The organism is Poseidonibacter parvus (assembly GCF_001956695.1).
Taxonomy (GTDB): Bacteria; Campylobacterota; Campylobacteria; order Campylobacterales; family Arcobacteraceae; genus Poseidonibacter; species Poseidonibacter parvus.
In genome coordinates, this window is sequence record NZ_CP019070.1 from 2,582,281 (window position 1) to 2,605,000 (window position 22,720).

General features: G+C 29.3%; 19 protein-coding genes. 6 read left to right on the top strand and 13 right to left on the bottom strand.

The features are described 5' to 3' along the window. Positions 1-71 precede the first annotated feature (71 nt). The 6 genes from LPB137_RS12730 to LPB137_RS12755 all read left to right on the top strand — a co-directional run bounded on the left by LPB137_RS12730 (position 72) and on the right by LPB137_RS12755 (position 10,075). Positions 72-1,697 carry a protein kinase domain-containing protein gene (locus LPB137_RS12730; protein ID WP_076088671.1) on the top strand — a complete coding sequence of 542 codons (1,626 nt, stop codon included), beginning with the start codon at positions 72-74 and terminating at the stop codon, positions 1,695-1,697. 98 nt (positions 1,698-1,795) lie between these two features. Continuing rightward, on the top strand, positions 1,796-3,784 hold the full coding sequence (locus LPB137_RS12735; protein ID WP_076088673.1) for a molybdopterin oxidoreductase family protein: 1,989 nt from the start codon (positions 1,796-1,798) through the stop codon (positions 3,782-3,784). 141 nt (positions 3,785-3,925) lie between these two features. Continuing rightward, positions 3,926-5,521, top strand: coding sequence for a ferredoxin--nitrite reductase (locus LPB137_RS12740; RefSeq protein WP_164707227.1), 1,596 nt, complete (start codon positions 3,926-3,928; stop codon positions 5,519-5,521). A 2-nt stretch (positions 5,522-5,523) separates the two neighbouring features. Continuing rightward, positions 5,524-7,125, top strand: a complete 1,602-nt coding sequence (locus LPB137_RS12745) for a DmsC/YnfH family molybdoenzyme membrane anchor subunit (RefSeq protein ID WP_076088676.1) — start codon at positions 5,524-5,526, stop codon at positions 7,123-7,125. Between the two features lies 1 nt (position 7,126). Beyond that, entirely contained in the window at positions 7,127-9,436 is a 2,310-nt protein-coding gene (locus LPB137_RS12750) for a molybdopterin oxidoreductase family protein (protein WP_076088678.1), read from the top strand. A gap of 159 nt (positions 9,437-9,595) precedes the next feature. Beyond that, a complete protein-coding gene (locus LPB137_RS12755; protein ID WP_076088680.1) occupies positions 9,596-10,075 on the top strand; it encodes a Spy/CpxP family protein refolding chaperone in 480 nt (159 codons plus the stop codon). 47 nt (positions 10,076-10,122) lie between these two features. Here LPB137_RS12755 and ureG read toward each other — a convergent pair whose 3' ends face one another. The 13 genes from ureG to urtA all read right to left on the bottom strand — a co-directional run bounded on the left by ureG (position 10,123) and on the right by urtA (position 22,446). Beyond that, entirely contained in the window at positions 10,123-10,728 is a 606-nt protein-coding gene (gene ureG, locus LPB137_RS12760; protein WP_076088682.1) for an urease accessory protein UreG, read from the bottom strand. 104 nt (positions 10,729-10,832) lie between these two features. Continuing rightward, a complete protein-coding gene (locus LPB137_RS12765) occupies positions 10,833-11,480 on the bottom strand; it encodes an urease accessory UreF family protein (RefSeq protein ID WP_228144673.1) in 648 nt (215 codons plus the stop codon). Positions 11,481-11,502: 22 nt separating this feature from the next. Further along, on the bottom strand, positions 11,503-11,937 hold the full coding sequence (locus LPB137_RS12770; protein WP_076088686.1) for an urease accessory protein UreE: 435 nt from the start codon (positions 11,935-11,937) through the stop codon (positions 11,503-11,505). 122 nt (positions 11,938-12,059) lie between these two features. Then, positions 12,060-12,905, bottom strand: coding sequence for a hypothetical protein (locus LPB137_RS12775; protein ID WP_076088688.1), 846 nt, complete (start codon positions 12,903-12,905; stop codon positions 12,060-12,062). 149 nt (positions 12,906-13,054) lie between these two features. Beyond that, positions 13,055-14,755: an urease subunit alpha gene (ureC, locus tag LPB137_RS12780; protein ID WP_076088690.1), complete on the bottom strand. Its 1,701-nt coding sequence runs from the start codon at positions 14,753-14,755 to the stop codon at positions 13,055-13,057. A 1-nt stretch (position 14,756) separates the two neighbouring features. Beyond that, a complete protein-coding gene (locus LPB137_RS12785) occupies positions 14,757-15,434 on the bottom strand; it encodes an urease subunit beta (RefSeq protein ID WP_076088692.1) in 678 nt (225 codons plus the stop codon). 9 nt (positions 15,435-15,443) lie between these two features. Next, positions 15,444-16,082, bottom strand: coding sequence for a cytochrome c biogenesis protein CcdA (locus tag LPB137_RS12790; protein ID WP_076088694.1), 639 nt, complete (start codon positions 16,080-16,082; stop codon positions 15,444-15,446). A 1-nt stretch (position 16,083) separates the two neighbouring features. Further along, positions 16,084-16,839: an urease accessory protein UreD gene (locus LPB137_RS12795; RefSeq protein WP_076088696.1), complete on the bottom strand. Its 756-nt coding sequence runs from the start codon at positions 16,837-16,839 to the stop codon at positions 16,084-16,086. Between the two features lie 75 nt (positions 16,840-16,914). Further along, the gene (gene urtE, locus LPB137_RS12800; RefSeq protein ID WP_076088698.1) at positions 16,915-17,610 is read right to left on the bottom strand and encodes an urea ABC transporter ATP-binding subunit UrtE; all 696 of its coding nucleotides are present in this window, start codon (positions 17,608-17,610) and stop codon (positions 16,915-16,917) included. A gap of 2 nt (positions 17,611-17,612) precedes the next feature. Then, the gene (gene urtD, locus LPB137_RS12805; RefSeq protein ID WP_076088700.1) at positions 17,613-18,401 is read right to left on the bottom strand and encodes an urea ABC transporter ATP-binding protein UrtD; all 789 of its coding nucleotides are present in this window, start codon (positions 18,399-18,401) and stop codon (positions 17,613-17,615) included. Then, positions 18,401-19,522: an urea ABC transporter permease subunit UrtC gene (gene urtC / locus LPB137_RS12810; RefSeq protein WP_076088702.1), complete on the bottom strand. Its 1,122-nt coding sequence runs from the start codon at positions 19,520-19,522 to the stop codon at positions 18,401-18,403. The genes urtD and urtC overlap by 1 nt, the downstream gene beginning before the upstream one ends. A 3-nt stretch (positions 19,523-19,525) precedes the next feature. Next, positions 19,526-21,121, bottom strand: a complete 1,596-nt coding sequence (gene urtB, locus LPB137_RS12815; protein WP_076088704.1) for an urea ABC transporter permease subunit UrtB — start codon at positions 21,119-21,121, stop codon at positions 19,526-19,528. A 47-nt stretch (positions 21,122-21,168) separates the two neighbouring features. Next, on the bottom strand, positions 21,169-22,446 hold the full coding sequence (urtA, locus tag LPB137_RS12820) for an urea ABC transporter substrate-binding protein (RefSeq protein ID WP_076088706.1): 1,278 nt from the start codon (positions 22,444-22,446) through the stop codon (positions 21,169-21,171). Positions 22,447-22,720 lie beyond the last annotated feature (274 nt).

Sequence of the window (22,720 nt, forward strand, 5' to 3'; positions counted from 1 at the left end):
TAGGCTCTTTTTATATTTAGATTAAAGCTTTAAAACATAAGCTTTAATTTAAGTATAAAAAAGGTGATAAATTGAGTAAAGCAACTATTTCAACTTCAGGTTTTTCATTAGCAAAAAGACAAGAACTAACAGGTGATGATTATTATGAAATTAAACAATTTAACGATTTAACAATTGCTGTTGTTTGTGATGGTGTTGGTTCAGCTGAAGAAGGAGCCCTTGCTGCTAAAAAAGTTACAAATCATTTAATCACAAATTTTAAAAATATTCCAATAGCTTGGAGTATTGAAAAAGCTATCAAAACTTTTATTTCATCAATTAATTCAATTTTATATGCACAATCAATTAAAGATTACGAAAGACCAGAACTAGTAACTACAGTTACTATTTGTGTGATTAAAGGTAATAGATTATATGCTGCAAATGTGGGTGATAGTAGAATTTACTTATATAGAAATAAGGAATTAACTCAACTCTCACATGACCATAATGAAGAAGGGATGGATAGTGTTTTAACAGATGCCATTGGAATAGATAAAGATGTAGAAATATTCTATTTTGAAAATAATATTCATAAAGATGATAAAATTTTAATGTGTAGTGATGGCTTGTACTCTTTAATGAGTGAAAATATGCTCACAAAACATCTTGTAAATGGTGCTTATCATATTGTAAAGAAAGCCAGTTCTCTTGTAGAAGAGAATCTTCCAGATGATACAACAGCAGTTATTTTAGAAATCAATGAAATTGATCAAGTACAAAAATATAAAGACTTACCTCTTGATATTCCTGAAAAACTGCAAAAAGGTGATATTTTTGATGGCTATAAACTTACACTTTCATTAATCCAAAATGACAGAACTTGGGTTTGTGAAAAAAATTCTAAAGAGTATGTAATTAAATTTGCACCTTATGAAGCTTTGGAGAATGAAGAAATTCTAGATTTATACACAAAAGAAGTTTGGAATGCAAAAAGATTGAAAGCAGGATTTTTTCCAAAATCAGTAGTACCAAAACAAAGATCAGCTAGATACTATATTATGACAAAACTAGAAGGTATTACTTTAAAACAGTATTTAAAAAAACGAACTTTATCTATTGATGAATCTATTACACTTACAAAAACATTGTTATCAATGAGCCAATATTTACTAAAATTCAATCTTGTTCATGGAGATATAAAACCTGAAAATATAATAGTAATGCAAAGAGATGGGAAAAGGATATTTAAAGTAATTGATTTTGGTTCAATAACAGAGATATTTTCAATAACAAATAAAGCAGGAACACCTTCATATCTTGCACCTGAGAGATTTCAAGAGTCTTCTATAAATGAACAAACAGAGCTTTATTCAATTGGAGTTACTTTATATGAAGCCTTAACCGGTGAATTTCCTTATGGAGAAATAGAACCTTTTCAAAACCCAAGTTTTAAAAATATAAAGTTTCCACAAAAATATAATAGTAATATTTCTCTTTGGCTAGAAAGTATTATATTAAGAGCAACTTGTGTTGATCAAGAACTTAGATATTCAAATTATTCACTAATGAAATTTGAACTTGATAATCCAGAAAAAGTACAAGCTTTTTTCAATAAAAACACTCCCTTATTAAAAAGAAATCCATTACTAGTTTACAAAGTTTTATTTGGAATATCTTTATTACTTAATTTCTATTTATTTATTAGATTTTTTTAACAACTGTTTATTTTTTATATAGGCTATTCTTAACTTTACATAAATATAGTGTATAATTTCTTTTATATTAAAGAATGTAAAGCTTAAGGTAAGTAAAAATGGTAAAATCTGTATGTGGATATTGTGGTGTTGGATGTGGAATCGAATTTGAAGAAGATAAACTTCTTGGAGATTTAGCCTATCCTGTAAATGAAGGTAAACTTTGCTCAAAAGGAATATCAGAACTAATTAGTATTCAAACTCCTTCAAGATTACTGCGTCCACATCAAAGAAAAAATATTAATGATGAATATAAAGTTGTTTCATGGGATGAAACAATAAGTACAATTGCTGAAAAAATTAAAAGCACTTCGAAAGAAAAAATCGGAATTTATTTATCAGGACAATTATTAACTGAAGATTATTATATTGCTAATAAACTAGGAAAAGGTTTTATAGGAACTAATAATGTAGATACAAATAGTAGAACTTGTATGTCAAGTGCAGTAAGTGCACATAAAAAAGCTTTTGGAATTGATTATGTTCCTGTTCGAATGGAAGATGTTCATCATGCAGATTTATTAATACTTGCAGGTGCAAATACTGCTGAAGCTCATGTTGTTTTTCATAATAGAATAAAAAGAGCAAAAAAAGCAGGATTAAAAATCGTTGTTATTGATCCTAGATTTACAGATACTGCTAAAATTGCAGACCTTCATCTTCCTTTAAAACCAAATAGTGATATTGATTTTTTTAATCTTGTTTCAAAAAGAATTATAGATGAAAATCTTGTGGATGAGGAATTTGTTCTATCTCATGTAAATAATTATGAACTTTTAAAAAATAAATTCAAAAGAATTCCAACAACAAAAATGCTAAAAAGAACAGGCTTGACAAAAGAGCAATTTGAGCAGTTTTGGACTTTATATAAAAATTCACCAAATATTATAAGTGCTTGGACAATGGGATTAAATCAATCATCACAAGGTGTTGATAAAAACTTAGCTTTAATAAACACCCATTTATTAAGTGGGAAAATATTTACAAAAGGAAATGGTCCATTTTCACTAACAGGTCAACCAAATGCAATGGGTGGTAGAGAAGTTGGTGGTTTATCAACTATGCTTGCTGTTCATTTAGGTTTTGATAAAGAAGCTATTAAAAAAGTATCTCAATTTTGGAATACAAAAAACATTGATACAAAACCAGGTCTTACAGCTACACAGATGATGGAAGCAAAACTTGATGTATTAATTATTTGTCATACTGACCCTATTTATCATTTGCCAAATAGAAATAAAATGGAAAAGCTTATCAAAGAAATTCCACTAGTTGTAGAAATCAATGCTTATGAAAACTCTGAAACTGCACAGTTTGCACATATAAGACTTCCTGCTGCTCCTTGGGGTGAGAAGGAAGGTACTCAAACTAATCTAGATAGAACAATAACAAAACAAGAAAAATTAACTCGTACATCAATTGATTGTAAACCAGATTGGGAGATTTTCCAATTAATAGCTCAACAACTAGGTTTTAAAAATGCGTTTAATTTTAAAAACCCTCAAGAAATATTTGAAGAGTATCAAGAGATGACAAAATTAAATCCTCATTTAAATATGTATGATATATCATATAAAGATGTTGGGAACAAGCCATTTATTTGGGGAGAAGATATTAGAAAAAATAAAAAGTTTTTTACAAAAGACAAAAAAGCAAATCTACATTTTGTAGAAAATAAATTGTTATCTGAAAAAGCCAATTTAAAATATCCCTTTATTTTATTAACAGGAAGAACAAGGGACCAATGGCACAGTGGTACTAAAACAAATCTGCCTAAAACTCTTTTAAAATTTAAAGATTTAGATTTTTGTGAAATACATCCAAAAAATGCAAAAGCTTTAAATATAAAAGATGACGATGTTATAAAAATATCTTCAATTAGAGGTGAAATAATTTCAAAAGTACTAATAAGTGACAAAATTAGAATTGATACTATTTTTGTTCCTGTTAGTAATAGAGAAATTAATTACTTAACCAATGATTTATATGATAAAGAATCTTTACAACCAGATTACAATCACTCAGCAGTAAAAATAGAAAAAGTATAACTTCTAAACTTAATTTTACATTAATTAAATAAAATTTATCTAGTTAATGTAAAATTGTCTATTTTTTATATAGTCTAACTTTAATTTTACATAAAATAAAGGCTAAAATCATAACAATAAATATACTTTGGAGTTATGACAATGCAAGTTTTACAAGAAGCACACAATTTAAGAAATAAAAAAATCAATAAAATTGAAAAAATGAAATCAGAACAAGATCCTATGGAGTTTATAAAAACTTTTGAAGATTTTTGTAAAGGTTCTTATGAAGAAACGGTAAATGATTCTCATACAAAACACTTCTTAAAATGTCTTGGATTATATGACAAAGGAACTAGCGAAACATTTGTAATCAGAATTAGGATTCCTGGTGGACAATTAAGCGTTGAGCAGGCTTTAAAACTAGCCCAATGTTCAAAGAAATATGGAAATGACTATATAGATATTACAACTAGAGGACAAGTTGAATTTAGATATTTAAAATTCAATGAATTACCTTTATTATTAAAAGACTTATCAACAGTTGGAATTTCTGCAATTCAATGTGCTGGTGATAACTTTAGAGGTGTTGTAACTTCACCTTTTGATTCTTATTCTAAAACATCTCCAATTGAAACTATGCCACTACTTAAAGAAATTCAATCAGTATTCTTAGAGCAAGAAGCTTGGATGGGAACACTTCCACGAAAATTTAATATTGCAATTTTAGGTGATAGTATAAATACTTGTAATATTTTTGGAAATGACTGTGCTTTTGCATTAGCATCAAAAAATGGAGAAATTGGATTTAACTTATATCTTGGTGGTAAAGTTGGTGTTCAAGCAAGAGACTTGAATCTTTTTGTCAAAGATCACCAAGTAAAAGAAGTATTTGCAGCTGTGATTTCTTTATATAAAGAGTATGGTTTCAGAGATAATAGAAATAAAAATAGATTAACTTTTCTTTTAGATGCAGTTAGTTTAGAAGAGTTTGCAAAAGCAATTAAAGAGCATTCAAAACTAGAACTTCCACAAGCTGGAGAGTTATTAGTAAAAGATGAATTTACTCTTGATGATTCCTCTACAATTGAACTTAAAGATGGGAAAAGCGCTATTCACTTTGGTATTCCTTCTGGAATATTTTGTGGAAGTGATCTAGAACAAGCTGCTTTATTAGCACAAAAACACGATGGTGTAGTTAGATTAACATATGAGCAAAGTTTTTATATAATAACTAATACTTCAAGTATTGAAGATATTAAACAATCATCACTTTATAAAAAATATGACTCATACCACAATATATACTTTAATAATCAAATCGCATGTGCTGGAAATAAAGAGTGTTCTTTTGGTGTAATTCCTGGAAAACCTGATGCTATTAATATGGCTGAATATTTAAACAAAAATGTTCCAATTGAAGATGGGAAAGTAAGAATGTACTGGTCAGCATGTCCAAAAGGCTGTGGAATTCATGGTGTTGCGGATATTGGTTTTGAAGGTGCAAAAGCAAAAGATGAAGAAGGAAATTCATGTTATGGTGTTAAAATCTTCCTAGGAGGAAAGGCAGCATCTTCTATTTTAGAAGCTAGACAATTAACTAAAGCTGTTTCAATTCCTAAAGCACAAGAATTAACTGCAAAACTTTTAAATATTTATAAAGAAGAAAAGAATGAGAATGAAACATTCGAAAGTTTTGATACAAGAGTTTTATCAAGTTTAGCAATTGAAGAAATTCAAACAAGAATTGGTCTGTAATCATGAGTAGCAATGAAACAACTCCACTAGAGGACTTTATAAACTATAAAGCTGATACTAATATGCAATGTGGAAATTATAGTATTGATATTCCTAAGCCAAAAGAAGGAGAACAATATAGATTCCATTTTGATGCAACTGCATGTGTTGGTTGTCATTGTTGTGAAGTTGCATGTAATGAACAAAACAATAATCCAGCAGATATTAAATGGAGAAGAGTTGGTGAAACACAAAGTGGAATTTTCCCAAATGTTACAAATCACTTTAATTCGATGTCTTGTAATCACTGTGTAGACCCAGAATGTCTAAAAGGATGTCCAACAGAATCATATATAAAATTTGATAATGGTATTGTTTTTCATGATGATGATACATGTATTGGTTGTCAATACTGTACATGGAATTGTCCTTATGAAGTTCCTGTGTTTAATGAAGATAGAGGAATAGTAACAAAATGTCATATGTGTCATGATAAATTAGATGTAGGTCAAACACCTGCATGTGTGCAAGCTTGTCCTGCAGGAGCAATTGCAATTGAAGTTGTAAATGTAAAAGATTGGTTAGAAGAAGATATGGCAAAAGAGGGAATTGCACCTCATTTACCAAATATTGAGATAACAAAACCAACAACTAGATACACAATAGATGAAAAAGAAAATCAAGAAAAAGTAATACCAGCAGATGATCATATAATAAAACCAAACCATTCAGAATGGCCTTTAGTATTTATGACTATTTTAACTCAAATATCTGTTGGTGGTTTTGCTACTTTAGTTTTAGGTGAGCTTATAAGTTTACTAGGATTCAATCTTGCAAGTCCTAGTATATGGATGATGATTGCTGTATTTATTCCAGCAGCAATTGGTCTTCCTCTATCAGCGCTTCACTTAGGTCGTCCAGGACTTGCTTTAACAGCTATGAAAAATATAAAAACATCATGGCTTAGTAGAGAAGCTTTAGCTCTAGGAGTTTATGCAGGCGGATTAACATTACTTATAGGGATATTCTTTTTTGAATTCAATCAAGTTTTTAAACTAATTGTAGAACTTGGCGTTTTAGCTGCTGGTGTATATGGTATTTATGCACAATCTATGATTTATAGAATTAAAGCACGTCCATCTTGGAACAAAATTGAGACAACTAAGATTTTCTTCTATGTTTCTTATATTGGATTGCTATTAATTACACTAATTTTAGTACTTCAAGAACAGTTTACAACAGCTGGTGTAATATTACCATTTGCACTATTTCTTGGATATTTTCAATATGAAGAGTTTTCTAAACAAAAGAATTTTTATAAAGATTTAAATGAGCAAAAAGAAGAGAACTTCTATCAATTAAATAAAACAAAAATACTTTATGAAAAAAACTTTGTAAAACATAATGAATATAGAGAAAGATCTTTAGGTCTTGGAGCTTTAGTTTTACCACTATTAGCAATACTTTTACTTGCTAGTGGTAATTATTCTAGTACAGTTTTAGTATTAGGTTTATCTATTATTATTTCATTTTCAAGTGAAGTTGTATCTAGATTATTATTTTATAAAACAGCAGTAGCACTTGGTCTAGCTGGTAATTTCTTCGCTGGAAATCAAAGGACATAATATGATAAATAAAATTAAAGACTTTTTAGGTGTAGATATTAAAAATGATAAATACGCACTTGTTGATGATAAAGTATTTGGAAAAGTAGCAAAGCAAAAAGCTCCTACATCTTGGGTACGAAGTACATGTGGATATTGTGGAGTTGGTTGTGGTTTATATATTGGTGTTAAAGATGGAAAACCAACATACACAAAAGGTGATCCAGCGCATCCTGTTAATAAAGGAACACTTTGTCCAAAAGGTTTAAGTGAACATGAAATGGTGCAAAGCGAAAACCGATATACAAAACCAATGCTTCGTAAAAATGGACAATTACTTGAGTCTACTTGGGATGAAGTGTTTAAAACTACAAGTGATAAGTTTAAAGATATTCAAAAAAACCACGGAAATGGAGCTGTTGCTGTTGTATCAACAGGACAGCTTTTAACCGAAGAATTCTATACACTTGGTAAATTTGTACAAATGGGACTTAAAACAAATAACTATGATGGAAATACAACACTTTGTATGGCAAGTGCAGTTATGGGATATAAGCAAACATTTGGAAGTGATGGACCTGTTGGATGTTATGAAGATTTCTCATATGCTGATACTATTATGTTAATTGGTGCAAATATCGCAGATAACCACCCTATTTTAAAACTACATATTGCAAAAAATAAAAAGATTACAGGTAAAAAACCAAAAATTATCGTAATTGATCCAAGATTTTCAAAAACTGCAAAAATGGCAGATATGTTTGTACCTATAAAACCAAGATCAGACTTAGCACTAATGAATGGACTTTGTCATATTATTTTAGAGCAAGGCTGGGAAAACGAAAAGTTTATAAATGAGAGAACAACTGGATATAAAGAGTTTAGAAAACATATCATGGCCAATTATTCTCCTGCTGAAGTAGCAATTACAACAGGTATTGATGTAAAAGATTTATACGAACTTGCACGTGTTTATGCAAAATCAAGTGCGGCTATGAGTGCTTGGACAATGGGTGTTAATCAAAGCTCACTAGGAACTGATACGGTAAGTGCTATTTGTAATCTTGCACTAATTACAGGAAATCTTGGAAGAAAGGGTGCAACAGCACTTTCAATTACAGGACAATGTAATGCAATGGGTACAAGAGAAACTGGATTTACGTCATCAATTCCAGGATATAGAAACTTTGCAAGCTCTTATGATAGAGAAGAGTATGCAACAATTGCAAATGTTCCAGTAGAAGATGTTCCAACTGCAAGGGGTTATTCATATCCACAAATTATTGATGCAATTGAAACAGGTGAAATAAAAGCCTTATGGTTAGTAGCAACTAATCCACTTGTATCCTTTCCAGATCAAAAAAAGCTAAGACGAGCACTTAATAAACTTGACCTTCTTGTTGTTCAAGATGCCTTTAAAAGTGAAACAGCATTTAAAGCTGATGTAGTTTTTTCTGCGAGTACTTGGAGTGAAAAAGAAGGAACTTATACAAATAGTGAGCGACGTTGTAACAGAGCTAGAAAAGCAGTTGAACCACTAGGTGAGACTAAAAGTGATTTTGATATTGTATTAGAATTTTCAAAATACTTTGAAGGTGTAAATGAAAGTTTATTTCCTAAATGGGAAAAACCAATTGATGCTTTTAATGAATGGAAAAAATTAAGTGAAGGAAGACTTTGTGATTATTCAGGAATGACTTATGAGTTAATAGAAGAATTAGGTGGAGTTCAATGGCCATGTAATGAAGCTAATCCAAATGGAACGCCTAGACTTTATAGTGAGGATATGCCTTGTCGAACTGAAGATGGAAAAGCAAAACTATTAAGTGTTGATTGGCTTCCAATGAGCGAGCCTCAAAATAGTTCTTTCCCACTTATATTAAATACAGGTCGTACAGTTGAGCAATGGCATACAAGAACTAAAACTAAAACTATCTCAATACTAAATGATTTAGCACCAGAAGCGTGGATTGAAATCAATCCAGAGGATGCAAAAAAACTTGAAGTTAAAAGTGGTGATAGATTAGATATTTCTTCAATTAGAGGAAAAATCAAAGATATCATAGTAAGAGAATCTCAAAATGTAAGAGAAGGAAATATCTTTGTACCTTTTCATTATAATGAGCAACTTATTAACACAATTACAAAAGCAGAGTTTGACCCAAAATCTTTTGAACCAAACTATAAGCAATGTGCTGTTCAACTTCATAGTATTAAAGTTCCTAATGGAATTACATTTAAAGAAGAAGAAATAGCAGGTGCTTTAGAGCATATTGTTATAAAAAATGAACAAAGCTATAATACTACAAAACAAGCTAGCTATACAAAGTAATTTATAAAATGAGGGAACATTCCCTTATTTTATTTTTATTCTTTAACTCAAATAACACACTTCATTAATATACCATTAATATAAGATTCATAAACGATTAAAACCTCTACGTCATACTTTCAGGGTAACAAATAATAAAACATATAAAAGGATTTAAAAATGAAAACAAAATTATTAGTAGCAACAGCTTTAACAGCAGTATTAAGTACAGGTCTTTTTGCATATGCAGATAAAGATAACAAAGGTATGATGAAAAAAGGACATTCTTCTTGTGGAAAACATATGAAAAAATCTCATATGAAAGGTCAAAAAGGACCTATGTCATTATTAAGACAGTTGAATTTAACTCAAGATCAGAAAAAACAAATTAGAACAATCAAACAAGATTTAATGAAAAAAAGAGTTACTCCAACTGTAGCTTTTACAAGTACTTCATTTGATAAAGCAAAATTTATTGAAATTATGAAACAAAAAAGAGACAATAAAATCGAATTAAAAGCTGAAATGATGGATAGAGTTTACAATGTTTTAACATCTAAACAAAAAGAACAATTTAAAGTTTTAATGGATTTAAAAGCTGAAAAAAGAATGGCAATGATGGAAAAAAGAATGAATAATAAAGGTCAAGGTCAAAAATAATCTCTACTAAAATATAAGAAGATACAATCTTCTTATATTTATTCAATCTAAGCTAAGGCTTCAATCCACTCTAAAACTTCATTTAAAGTTTTCTCATCTTTATTCGAAATAAATACATAAGGTTTATTTTTTCTATTTTCTTTTACATCATTTTGCATTGAGTCTAAATCAACTCCAACATATGGAGCTAAATCTGTTTTATTTACAACTAATAAATCAGAGAAAAGTAATCCTGCCCCTTTTTTTCTTGGAATATCAGCACCTTGTGCAGTATCGATTATATACATATAATAATCAATTAATTCATAAGAAAAAGTAGCACTAAGATTATCTCCACCACTTTCAACAAAGATAATATCAGGATTGAACTTCTCTTCTAACTCTTGTACTGCTTTTTGGTTCATAGAAATATCATCACGAATTGCTGTATGTGGACAGCCACCAGTTTCTACTCCAATAATTTGCTCATCAGGCAAATCAAGTGTTTGCTTTAAATAGTTTGCATCTTCTGTTGTATAAATATCGTTTGTAACAATACCTATTTTGTATTTGTTTTTTAATATATTTGTAAGAGCTTCAATTAGTGAAGTTTTTCCACTTCCAACTGGCCCTGCTATTCCTATTTTTAAACTCATTTTCTTCCTTTTTTTCATTCTTTCTAATATTTATATTTTGCTTTAGTTCAATGCAAGATTTAAGGAGTTACTAAATGTAAATGACTTAAATTTTAACGCAGAAATAAAGCAAAAGAGGAATATTATGTTACGAACATTTTTGGTTCTAGTGTTTTATGCTCAAATATCACTTCTTCAAACAGTGGATTGAAGTTTGTAATCTTTTCATCAAAATTAAAATCCATATTTTCTAATATTTCATCAAATTCAAAAAGCATTTTTTGAATTTGTGAGGGTTTTATTCTTGATATTTTAAGCGTTGTTGCTGCAATATTGATTAAATTCTTTTTAGTCCACATTACAATAAAATCTTTAATATTTATATCTAAGTCATAAGCATAAGAAGCTAATACTATTAGCTCATTTGCATCGGATTTTTTCTCTTCAATTAAAGAATAATACTTTTTTACTTCATCTTTTAAAACTGTATCTTTAATTTGTACATAGTAATTATGTCCAATATCTTTTGAAGCTTTTGCATAATCAAATGTTAGATATGAAGATATTTCATTATCAAGTTTTTTAAGTAAATTCACTTTTTTCTTTTCTAATAACTCATAAGTTTTTTTAACATACACAAACTCCATTTTAGAGTATTGGTCAATAATCAAGTTTTCAAGATATATTTTTAGAGTATCAATATCTTTTACATGCTCTTTTACAATATGAGGTTCAAGCCCAAAAGAATGTACAAATACACCAGATGGAAAAGTTCCATCAAGTATTTGCATAAATCTACTAAGACTTTTTAAATTAGTGTGAATGATGTGCTTTTCCATTTGCTTTAAAATACCCAGTAGTTTTTGTAATTTTTATATCATCATTTTTATATGCAGCTTCAATTATATCTACTAATGAAATATCATCTAAAACTGTAATATTCATATCACTAATCATTACAGGTTGATGTCTATTTCCTATTTCATAAGCCACTTTCGCAAAGTTTAAAGCATCTGTAAATTCAAACACATAAATATTATCTTCACTTCTTTTTACTTTAATTGCATAACCATCCTCGGCAACTAAAATATCATCTTCATGTAAGTGCGTAAATTTTGCTTTTATTATGAAATTTACAGCCTTATTTGATACAGCTGTTAAATTTGGTTTTTGCATATCAAACCATGATAATTCTACCTCATCATTAGCTTTGATATCTTTTTTTATTTCTACTACTTTTTTTATCAAAGAATTTCCTTATATAATATATATACAATTGTATAAAGAATTTATAGGTTTGTATAGGAATTCTTTGTTTATTAATTAGACAAAATCTTTAAATAGTTTATATAAACAATAACTTTTAGACTTTAGAAGTTATATTTAAAAGCAAGTGTTGTGACACTAGTATCAACATCATCTTTATTTTCAGGTAATTCTTTGCCATTTTGATAAAGGTATGCAAGTACCACATCAAAATCTTTAAATTTTTTACCTAAACTTATCATATATCTTTTATCTTGTTCCATAGCATGATGTTGAACTTTTGTTCCATCATTAAATACTGTAAATACTCTTTTCCCAAAAAATGCCTGTGCACCTAATAGATAACTATTATAATTTGCATTTACTTTTAAACCTGCTGTTAAATAATCCTTATCATCAAAAGAATAACTCCCATACTTTTCTCCATCAATATTGATAGATTTAACTATTGCAGATACTTTTACTTTTAAATTATCTATTTTTAGTTTTTTACTAAGAGAGAAGTCATATTGGTGTACATCAAAAGTTTTATAATCACTTTTATATAAATCAACTGCTAATTCTAAACCCTTGTTTATATTGTATTTTGCTCCAAGCCCATAAATCTTTCCTTGATCTGTTGGTGCTAAATTGTCAATAATCTTTATATAGTTTGCTTTTAAACTAAGAGCTTCATTGATTTTATTTTCATACTTTAGATTATATTTCTTAACATCTAATGATTCAAGAGTATTATGACTGAGATAATGTTCTCTATCTACTTTATCATTTATATATCCTAAACTAAATTGATGTTGTTTTACTGATAAGTTAATACCAAGATCTTGTATTTTTCCTTCAAGTTTTGTTGCAGAGTTAGAAAAATCTTTTTTTGAATATTTATATATAAAAGAGTTCTGTGCCATTACTAAAGTTGATAGAAGTAGTGTTGTTAAGATAATTTTCTTCAAATAATTTCCTTTTTAATTATGCAACCAAGTTGCATTTTTGAAATATTATCAAAAAAATGTTAATCTAAACTTATATTATAAATATAAGTAAATACAATAACTAAGTGCTTTATTCTTATATTACAGCTATTATATTTTATGTTCTATTCTTAGAACATAAAATATTTTTTAGCCATTGGCACTGTTGTTACATAATCTGATGTGATTAATTCACCATCAACTAAAACATCATAAGTTTCAGGGTCAACTACAATATCTCCAATAAAGTCATTTAATTTCATATCTTTTTTACCGATATTTCTAGTATTTTTAACAGCCAATACCTTTTTATCAATTCCAAGTTTTTCTTTTAAATCACCACTTGCAACTTTTGAAGTAAAGATAGCACTAATTTTTGCACTGGCTTTTCCTTCTGAACCGAACATCTTTCTATATAAGTTTGGTTCTGGTGTTGGAATTGAAGCATTTGCATCACCCATTACACTTAAAGCAATAAATCCACCTTTAATAACTAAAGAAGGTTTCACTCCAAATAAAGCTCTATCCCACATAACAAGGTCAGCCATCTTACCAACCTCTACACTTCCTACATGCTCATCAATACCACATGCAATGGCAGGATTTATAGTATATTTTGCAATATATCTTTTAATTCTTTCATTATCACACTTTTCATTATCACTTGGTAATGCACCTCTTTGTTTTTTCATAGAATCAGCAACTTGCCATGTACGAATAAGAACTTCTCCAACTCTACCCATTGCTTGTGAATCAGAACTTGTAATACTAATAGCACCAATATCATGAAGTACATCTTCAGCTGCAATTGTCTTACCTCTAATTCTAGATTCTGCGAAACTTACATCTTCAGGAATTTTTGGACTTAAATGATGACAAACCATAAGCATATCAAGATGCTCTTCAATAGTATTTTTTGTATATGGTAAAGTTGGATTTGTTGAAGATGGTAATACATTTGCTAAACCTGCAACTTTCATAATATCAGGAGCATGACCTCCTCCAGCACCTTCAGAGTGGAAAGTATGAATAGTTCTATTCTTAAATGAACCCACTGTATTTTCTACAAAACCTGATTCATTTAAAGTATCTGTATGAATTGCAACTTGTATATCAAAATCATCTGCAACACTTAAACAAGTATCAATTGCCTTTGGAGTACTTCCCCAGTCTTCATGAAGTTTAAGACCCATTGCTCCTGCTTCAATCTGTGATTGTAAGGCTTCATATGATGAAGAGTTTCCTTTTCCCATAAAACCAAAGTTTAAAGGATAGTTTTCAACCGATTCAATCATTTTAGAAATATTCCACTCACCTGGAGTACAAGTAGTTGCATTAGTACCAGTGTTTGGTCCAGTACCACCTCCTATCATTGTAGTAACTCCAGAACTTAAAGCTTCATCTATTTGCGTTGGTGAAATAAAGTGAATATGTGAATCAACTCCACCTGCTGTTATTACTTTTCCTTCAGCAGAAAGTATCTCAGTATTAGCACCTATTTCTAAACCTTCAGTTATTCCATCACAAAGCTCAGGATTTCCAGCTTTTCCAATAGCTAAAATCTTTCCATTCTTTATTCCAATATCAGCTTTGTAAATACCAGTATAATCAATAATCACAGCATTTGTAATAATCAAATCAGCAACATCAACAGCTTTTGGACTTTGAGCCATTCCATCTCTAATAGTTTTACCACCACCAAATTTTACTTCTTCACCATAAGTTGTATAATCTTTTTCAATTTGGGCAATTAAAGATGTGTCTGCTAATCTAAATCTATCACCCGTAGTTGGTCCATACATCGCAGCATATTTTTGTTTTGAAATTTTCATATTATTTCTCCCCTAAAAATATTGATAAGTTTTTCATAGCTTGTTCTTTTACAGTTTCATCATCTAAGTTACCTTCAACTAAACCATTGAAACCACTCATATATCTATTTCCACTATATGAAACTAAATTTACTTTCTTTTTACTTCCTGGTTCAAATCGTACTGAAGTACCAGCAGCAACATCAAGTCTTTTTCCATAAGCATCACCTCTATTGAAATCAAGATTATTGTTTACTTCAAAGAAGTGATAATGTGAACCAATTTGCACTGGTCTATCGCCTGTATTTTCAACTTCTAAAGTTGTAATCTCTTTATTTTCATTTAGTTCAATTTCACCATCTTCTACAATATATTCACCAGGAATCATTGTGTCATTACCTTGTATTGGACTATGAACTGTTACAAGTTTTGTTCCATCATCAAAAGTAGCTTCCACTTGAACCATATCCATCATAGAAGCAATTCCATCCATAACATCATCATGGTTTAAAACTTTTGTAGCATCAACCATAAGTTGGGCAACACTTTTCCCATCTCTAGCACCTTCAAGTATATATGAAGTTATAATAGCAGTTGCTTCTGGAAAATTAAGTTTGCAACCTCTATCCTTGCGTTCTTGTGCAAGCTTTGATGCTGTGTAAATCATCAGTTTTTCTTGTTCTCTATTCGTTAAAAGCATATTTTCTCCTTATCCTAATATCATATTCGTTCCAACTAAAATTGAGACAATTCCAGCTGTTGTAAATACTCTTTTTATATTTTTTGTACTATTTAAAACATTTTCATTTATATAATTTATAATAAACCCAAAACATATAAACACTAAACTAACCCCTAAAACAAAAGCCATAACCATAGTAAAATCTACACTTTGTGAATTTATAACACCAAGAGTAATAAGCATACCTCTTACACCACCAATTCCCATTAGTGAACCTATAATAAAAGCACTTTTTGTATCTGTTTTTTTATGAGTATGATTTTTTGCAAAACTCAAATGTATATGTTCTTTACCTTCATGCATATGCTTGTCTAAGATGATTTTTTTAGCATTTACAAGATATATCAAATATATTCCCATAGCAATAATTACTGATGAACTTATAATATCTCCATATCCAAGATATGAATCTATTGAAGTAAACTCTTGTAAAACCTTTGCAAAAATAAACAACATTAAACCATGTCCTATTGCAAAGGCAAAAGTAATCAAAAATGTTTTTGTTTTACTTTTTCCAAGTGAAAAGTTGATTATTGCAACGATATGATCAGCTCCAAAAGCATGAAGTACTCCATACCAAAATAAAACTATTAAACCTACTTCCATATTATTGTTTCCCCATATTAAAACTGTTTTTTTCTAAATTTTTTCTATAAATATCCCAAACTTTTAAGACTTTATCTTTTAAAATAGCCATATTCTCACTACTTAAAACGCCAATTATCAGTCTTTTTGATTTAGAATATGTAAAAGTTGAAAACTCTTCTTTTTCTAACTTTTCTAAAAAAGCAACATTATCTATAGTTTTGATATAAACTTTTGCAAAAAGATTTGTTTTGCTACTTTTTCTTTTTATATAATTTTTTAACTCAATACCTTCAATATCAAACTTTTCTATATATTCACATCTCCCCTCTTCAATAAAAGAGTTTTTTATTTTCATACTAGTAAAATCAAAATCTTCGTAGCTTCGCCCATTACTTAAAATATCAGTATAAAAAAAGGTTGAATCTTTATCAAATTCAAGCTTAAATGTTTGAATAAATTTTGCATCTTTATATAAAATTAGTTCATCATTTAAAAATTCTAAATTCGATTTATTTTTGATTTTAATATCAATATTATTTAGACTAAAATATTTAGAGTTTGAAGGATATATTTTTGTAGCTGATTCTGTTGTAATTATTAAGTTTGAATTATCTAGTTTAAAGTTTGTTTTAATCCTATCTTTTGGAAAAATACCTTCTCCAATATTAAGAAGTTTGATATAGTTTTCCTCATCATTAAATAGATAATATCTAGAGGGAAGATTCAATCTATCTAGTGAAAATTTATCATTTTTAAAATTAAACTTTAAACTCATTCTATAACCCTTGTAGAAATATTTTATCAAAAATCATTGTATTAATATTTCTACAGTTGTTTATTTTTTAAACATCTATACAGATAAATGCTGTTTTACAATCTCATCACTTAACTGTGAAATCTCGCCATTAGCAACAACAGAACCTCTATCAATTACATAAAAATCATCACCATGTTTTCTAGCAAATGGTAACTTTTGTTCAACTAACATTACTGTCATTTGTTCTTCTTTTGTAAGATAGTCAATTACATCACCAATTTGAGCAACAATATTTGGTTGTATCCCTTCACTTGGTTCATCAAGAATTAGAAACTTTGGGTCAATACATAAAGCTCTTCCAATAGCAAGTTGCTGTTGTTGACCTCCAGATAAATCCCCACCTTTTCTATTTGCCATATCTTTTAAAACTGGAAATAAATCATAAATTTTTTCAGGAACACTTTTAATTTTATTTCTATTAGAAAGTACTCCAATTTGAAGATTTTCTTCTACTGTTAATTGTGAAAATATTTCTCTTCCTTGAGGAACATAACCTATTGCAATTTGTGCTCTATCATGTGCATTTAGTTTTGAAATATCTTGACCATCGTATATTAATTTTCCACTTGAAATTGGAAGTAATCCCATGATTACTTTTGAAAGTGTTGTTTTACCAACACCATTTCTTCCCATTAAACAAGTACATCTACCTTTTTTTAATTCTAAAGTTAAATCCCATAAGGTATGACTTTGAGCATAAAACTGATTTAATTTATCTATTTGTATCATGATTATTCACCTAAATATACTTTTCTTACTTTTTCATTGTTTTGAATACTTTCCATACTTCCTTCTGCAAGAACTGAACCTTCATGTAAAACAGTTACTTTTGAAGCAATACTTCTAATAAATTCCATATCATGCTCAACAACTACAACAGCATGTTCTTTTGCTAAATCTGTCAAAATTTGTCCTGTTTTATCAACTTCTTGAGGAGTCATTCCAGCAACTGGTTCATCAACTAATAATAACTTTGGATTTTGCATAATAAGCATTCCAATTTCAAGCCATTGTTTTTGACCGTGAGATAAAATTCCTGCTTCTTGATTATAAAGTTCTTTTAAACCAATAAGTTGCATTGTTTCTTCTATTTTATCTTTTTGTTCACCAGATATTTTTGAAAAAAGTGTTTTGAAAAACCTCTTATCATCTTGCATAGCAAGCTCAAGATTCTCAAAAACTGTATTATTTTGAAAAACAGTTGGTTTTTGAAATTTTCTACCAATTCCTACTTCTGCAATTGATGGTTCATCCATTTCAAGTAAATTTACAGCATCACCAAAAGTAACTGTACCTTCATCAGGTCTTGTTTTTCCAGTAACTACATCCATCATAGTAGATTTTCCAGCACCGTTTGCACCAATAATACATCGCAGTTCTCCATAATTAATAGAAAAACTTAAATTATTTAAAGCTTTAAAACCATCAAAACTAACTGTTACACCATCAACAAGAAGTATTCTTTTACCCTTTTTTAACTCACCAATATTATGTGAGTTTTCATGATCTAAAACTAACATTATGCAAGCTCCTTTTTAGTGTTTAGTTTATCTTTGATATTTGAGATAAGTCCAACAACACCTTTTGGTAAAAATAGTGTTACTAAAACAAACATACCACCAAGTGCATATAACCAAATTTCAGGAAGTGCAGAAGTAAAGTATGAACTTGCGAAGTTAACTATTATTGCTCCAATAATTGCTCCATACAATGTTCCTCTTCCACCTACTGCTACCCAAATAACAAGTTCAATTGAAAATAGTGGTGAAAAAACACCAGGATTTATAATTCCAACTTGTGGTACATATAATGCTCCTGCAATTGCAGCAAGTACAGCTGATACTATAAAAATAAATAGTTTGTATTGTTCAACTTTGTAACCTATAAATCTTACTCTACTTTCTTCATCTCTAATTGAAATAATTACTCTTCCAAGTCTTGAATTCATTATAAATCTACATAATAAATATCCACCTAAAAGTGCAAAATACGAAATAATTAATAATCCTATTCTAGTAGAGTCTTGTGATAAATCAAAGCCTAAAATATCTTTAAAATCTGTAAGACCGTTGTTTCCACCAAATCCCATATCATTTCTAAAAAATGCTAACATTAAAGCATACGTAAGTGCTTGAGTGATAATTGAAAGATAAACACCTGTAACTCTTGATTTAAATGCTAACCATCCAAATACAAAGGCTAAAAGTGCAGGTACAAACATCACCATTAAGAACATAAACAGTGGATTATCAAAACCATACCAGAACCAAGGTATCTCTTTTAAGTTCATAAATACCATAAAATCAGGTAAATCAGGATTTCCATAAACCCCTCTATCACCTATTTGACGCATTAAATACATACCCATTGCATATCCACCAAGGGCGAAAAATGCTCCATGTCCTAAACTCAATACTCCTAAATAACCCCAAACTAAATCAAGTGCAAGTGCTAAAAGAGCAAATGCTAAATACTTTCCAAGAAGTGTAACTGTAAATGTTGACACGTGAAATATAGAATCTGAAGGAACAGCTAGATTTAAAATAGCTACTAATGCAACTACAATAAATAGTGTTCCTAAAACTATTTTTCCACCTTTATCATTTTCTAAAATTTTTAATATTAATGATTTTCTTTTCATAGTCTAATCCTCTGCATCTCTTCCCTTTTTAGGGAACAGTCCTCTAGGTCTTTTTTGTATAAATAAAATGATAAATACTAAGATAATCACTTTTGCTAAAACCGCACCAGCAACTGGTTCAATAAACTTATTAAACTCACCTAATGTAAATGCTGCAATTAACGTTCCCCATAAATTTCCAACTCCACCAAATACAACAACCATAAAGGAATCAACAATATATGCTTGTCCTAAATTTGGTCCAACATTTGTAAGTTGTGATAAGGCAACACCTGCAACCCCTGCAATTCCTGAACCTAAACCAAATGTAATTGCATCAATCCATGAAGCTTTAATTCCCATTGCTCGTGCTATTTCTCTATTTTGTGAAACAGCTCGTACTTTTAATCCTAATGATGTTTTATTTAAAATATATAAAACAAACAAAAACACAATAATTGAGAAAACAACAATATATAATCTGTTGTATGTAAGTGATAAAGCACTATTAACTTCCAATGCTCCACTCATCCACTCAGGCGTTTTAACTTCTTGATTTAAAGGAGAGAAAACTGTTCTTACAATTTGTTGTAACACTAGTGAAATACCAAATGTTGCAAGTAATGTTTCAAGTGGACGTCCATATAAATGTCTAATCACAAGTCTTTCAATAGCAATTCCCACAAGTCCACTTACAATAAATGCAGCTGGAATTGCAACTATAATTGAATACTCAATTAAATTTGGCATAATTTGTTGAAGTGCATATGTTGTGTAAGCACCAATCATAATAAGCTCACCATGAGCCATATTAATTACTTTCATAACACCAAAAGTAACAGCAAGACCAATAGCAGCTAGAAGTAAAACAGAACCCATACTTAAACCAAAAAATGCCGTTTCTAGAAACGAATAAAAAGATCTATTTGTTTCTATTGAAGCAATTGAAGTGTTTGCTAGTTTTACCAGTTCTTTATCTTCACTATTTGATGAAATATTTTTCAATACTTCTAATGATTTAGGAGATAAATAATCTCCTAATTTTATTATGGCTTGCTTTTGTGCTTCACCATCTTTAAATTTTACACCTAAAGCAGTAACTGCTTCTTCAAGTACTTCTTTTACTTTAGTACTTTTTTCTGTTTGAAGAATTTCATTAATTAATTCTTCATTTTTTATATCAAGATTAGCAAGTAAATTCTTTGCAGAGTTAAATCTAATATCTTCATTTGAAGAAAATAGATTAATTTTTGCAAGAGAACTCTTGATAATACTTCTTAATTTATTATTGATCTTAACTTTTTTAAAATCATATTTTGAAGTAAGTTTTAGATCTTCTTTAGAAAAAATATCAGCAGTTTTATAATCATCTTCAATTTTTTCTTTTATGTAAACTATTTGTTTATCACTTTTTGTATAAAGAAGTTCACCTTTTAACAATTTTTGAAATAAAAATTCTAGCTTTTCATCTTTACTATATTTTGAAGTTAGTTCAATGATTGTTTTTTCTTTTGTTTTAAAACTTTTTGTTAGTAATTTGTTAGAATCTTCTTTTAGAGTAACTCCAAATGAAGCACTAAGTATTAATAAATTAAGTAATATTATTTTAAATATTTTCATGTTTACCTTTCTGTTAAAACATGAGAGTTAAACTCTCATATTTTAATTTATTTAGCACCTATACATTTTTTTGTAACAGTGTTATAATTTCCACAATTTACTGGGCTTGTCCAATCTGAAATTAAATCTTTAGATCCAGGTAAGAAATCAGACCATGCATCTCCAGCTACTTCACCTTCAGTTTCCCATACAGTTTCAAACTGACCGTCTTCTTGAATTTCTCCAATTAAAACAGGTTTTGTTAAGTGGTGATTCTTAAGCATTGTTGCAGTTCCACCAGTTAAGTTTGGAACAGAAATACCAACCATTGCATCAGTTACTTTATCAACATTTGTAGTACCAGCTTTTTCAACAGCTTTTACCCACATTTTAAATCCAATGTATGTAGCTTCCATTGGGTCATTTGTAACTTTTTTATCATCTTTTTTATATGCTCTCCATGTTTTAATAAACTCAGCATTTTCTTTTGACTCAGCACTTTGGAAGTAGTTCCACGCAGCTAAATGTCCAACAAGAGGTTTTGTATCAAGACCTGATAATTCTTCTTCACCAACAGAGAAAGCAACTACAGGAATATCAGAAGATGAAATACCTTGGTTACCTAATTCTTTATAGAAAGGAACGTTTGCATCACCATTAATAGTTGAAACAACAGCTGTTTTCTTTCCAGCTGAACCAAACTTTTTAATATCACTTACGATTGATTGCCAATCAGAATGACCAAATGGAGTATAGTTAATCATAATATCTTCTGCAGCTACACCTTTTGACTTTAAGTATGACTCTAAAACTTTATTTGTAGTTCTTGGATAAACATAATCAGTACCAGCTAATACAAATCTTTTTGCACCAATTTCATTGATTAAATAATCAACTGCAGGAATTGCTTGTTGGTTAGGCGCAGCACCTGTATAAAATACATTCTTACTTGATTCTTCACCTTCATATTGTACAGGGTAGAATAATAAACCATTTAACTCTTCAACAACTGGTAAAACAGATTTTCTAGATACAGAAGTCCAACAACCAAATGTTACATCAACTTTATCTTTTGTTAAAAGTCCTCTCATTTTTTCAGCAAATAAAGGCCAGTTTGAAGCTGGATCAACAACTACAGGTTCTAATTTTTTTCCTAAAACCCCACCTTTTTTATTTTGCTCTTCAATTAACATTAAAACAGTATCTTTTAATGTAGTTTCAGAAATTGCCATTGTTCCAGACAGTGAGTGTAAAACCCCAACTTTAATTGTTTCTGCAGCAGTTGCAGCTGATATTGTCAGACTAAGTAACGCAGAAGCGGCTAATGCTTTCGTAAATCTTTTCATTTTAATTTTCCTTTCAAAATTAAGTCTTTGTGACCTATGTTTGAAAGTATAAAGAAGAAGTGTTGTTTAAGTGTTGTTTTGGAAATAATTTTTGATATTTTTTGTATATAAAGTAAACAGGATGGAGAATACTTTTTATTTTAGAAGTCATTTTTATTGTTCAAAAAGTCCTAAGGATTTTAGAGAATATTTTATAGTACTTTTGGAGAATGTTCCACAATTCAACTTTTTTTGGAACAAGCTATTTTTTTGTAAAAACTGCTCCAGAAATAAG

Bases quoted from the DNA above. Each gene is read 5' to 3' on its own strand.
- urtC (WP_076088702.1), bottom strand. From the start codon at position 19,522: ATGAAAAGAAAATCATTAATATTAAAAATTTTAGAAAATGATAAAGGT.
- LPB137_RS12750 (WP_076088678.1), top strand. From the start codon at position 7,127: ATGATAAATAAAATTAAAGACTTTTTAGGTGTAGATATTAAAAATGAT.
- urtD (WP_076088700.1), bottom strand. From the start codon at position 18,401: ATGTTAGTTTTAGATCATGAAAACTCACATAATATTGGTGAGTTAAAA.
- urtE (WP_076088698.1), bottom strand. From the start codon at position 17,610: ATGATACAAATAGATAAATTAAATCAGTTTTATGCTCAAAGTCATACC.
- LPB137_RS12790 (WP_076088694.1), bottom strand. From the start codon at position 16,082: ATGGAAGTAGGTTTAATAGTTTTATTTTGGTATGGAGTACTTCATGCT.
- urtB (WP_076088704.1), bottom strand. From the start codon at position 21,121: ATGAAAATATTTAAAATAATATTACTTAATTTATTAATACTTAGTGCT.
- LPB137_RS12740 (WP_164707227.1), top strand. From the start codon at position 3,926: ATGCAAGTTTTACAAGAAGCACACAATTTAAGAAATAAAAAAATCAAT.
- ureC (WP_076088690.1), bottom strand. From the start codon at position 14,755: ATGAAAATTTCAAAACAAAAATATGCTGCGATGTATGGACCAACTACG.
- LPB137_RS12795 (WP_076088696.1), bottom strand. From the start codon at position 16,839: ATGAGTTTAAAGTTTAATTTTAAAAATGATAAATTTTCACTAGATAGA.
- LPB137_RS12765 (WP_228144673.1), bottom strand. From the start codon at position 11,480: ATGCAAATACTTGATGGAACTTTTCCATCTGGTGTATTTGTACATTCT.
- urtA (WP_076088706.1), bottom strand. From the start codon at position 22,446: ATGAAAAGATTTACGAAAGCATTAGCCGCTTCTGCGTTACTTAGTCTG.
- LPB137_RS12755 (WP_076088680.1), top strand. From the start codon at position 9,596: ATGAAAACAAAATTATTAGTAGCAACAGCTTTAACAGCAGTATTAAGT.
- LPB137_RS12735 (WP_076088673.1), top strand. From the start codon at position 1,796: ATGGTAAAATCTGTATGTGGATATTGTGGTGTTGGATGTGGAATCGAA.
- LPB137_RS12745 (WP_076088676.1), top strand. From the start codon at position 5,524: ATGAGTAGCAATGAAACAACTCCACTAGAGGACTTTATAAACTATAAA.
- ureG (WP_076088682.1), bottom strand. From the start codon at position 10,728: ATGAAAAAAAGGAAGAAAATGAGTTTAAAAATAGGAATAGCAGGGCCA.
- LPB137_RS12785 (WP_076088692.1), bottom strand. From the start codon at position 15,434: ATGCTTTTAACGAATAGAGAACAAGAAAAACTGATGATTTACACAGCA.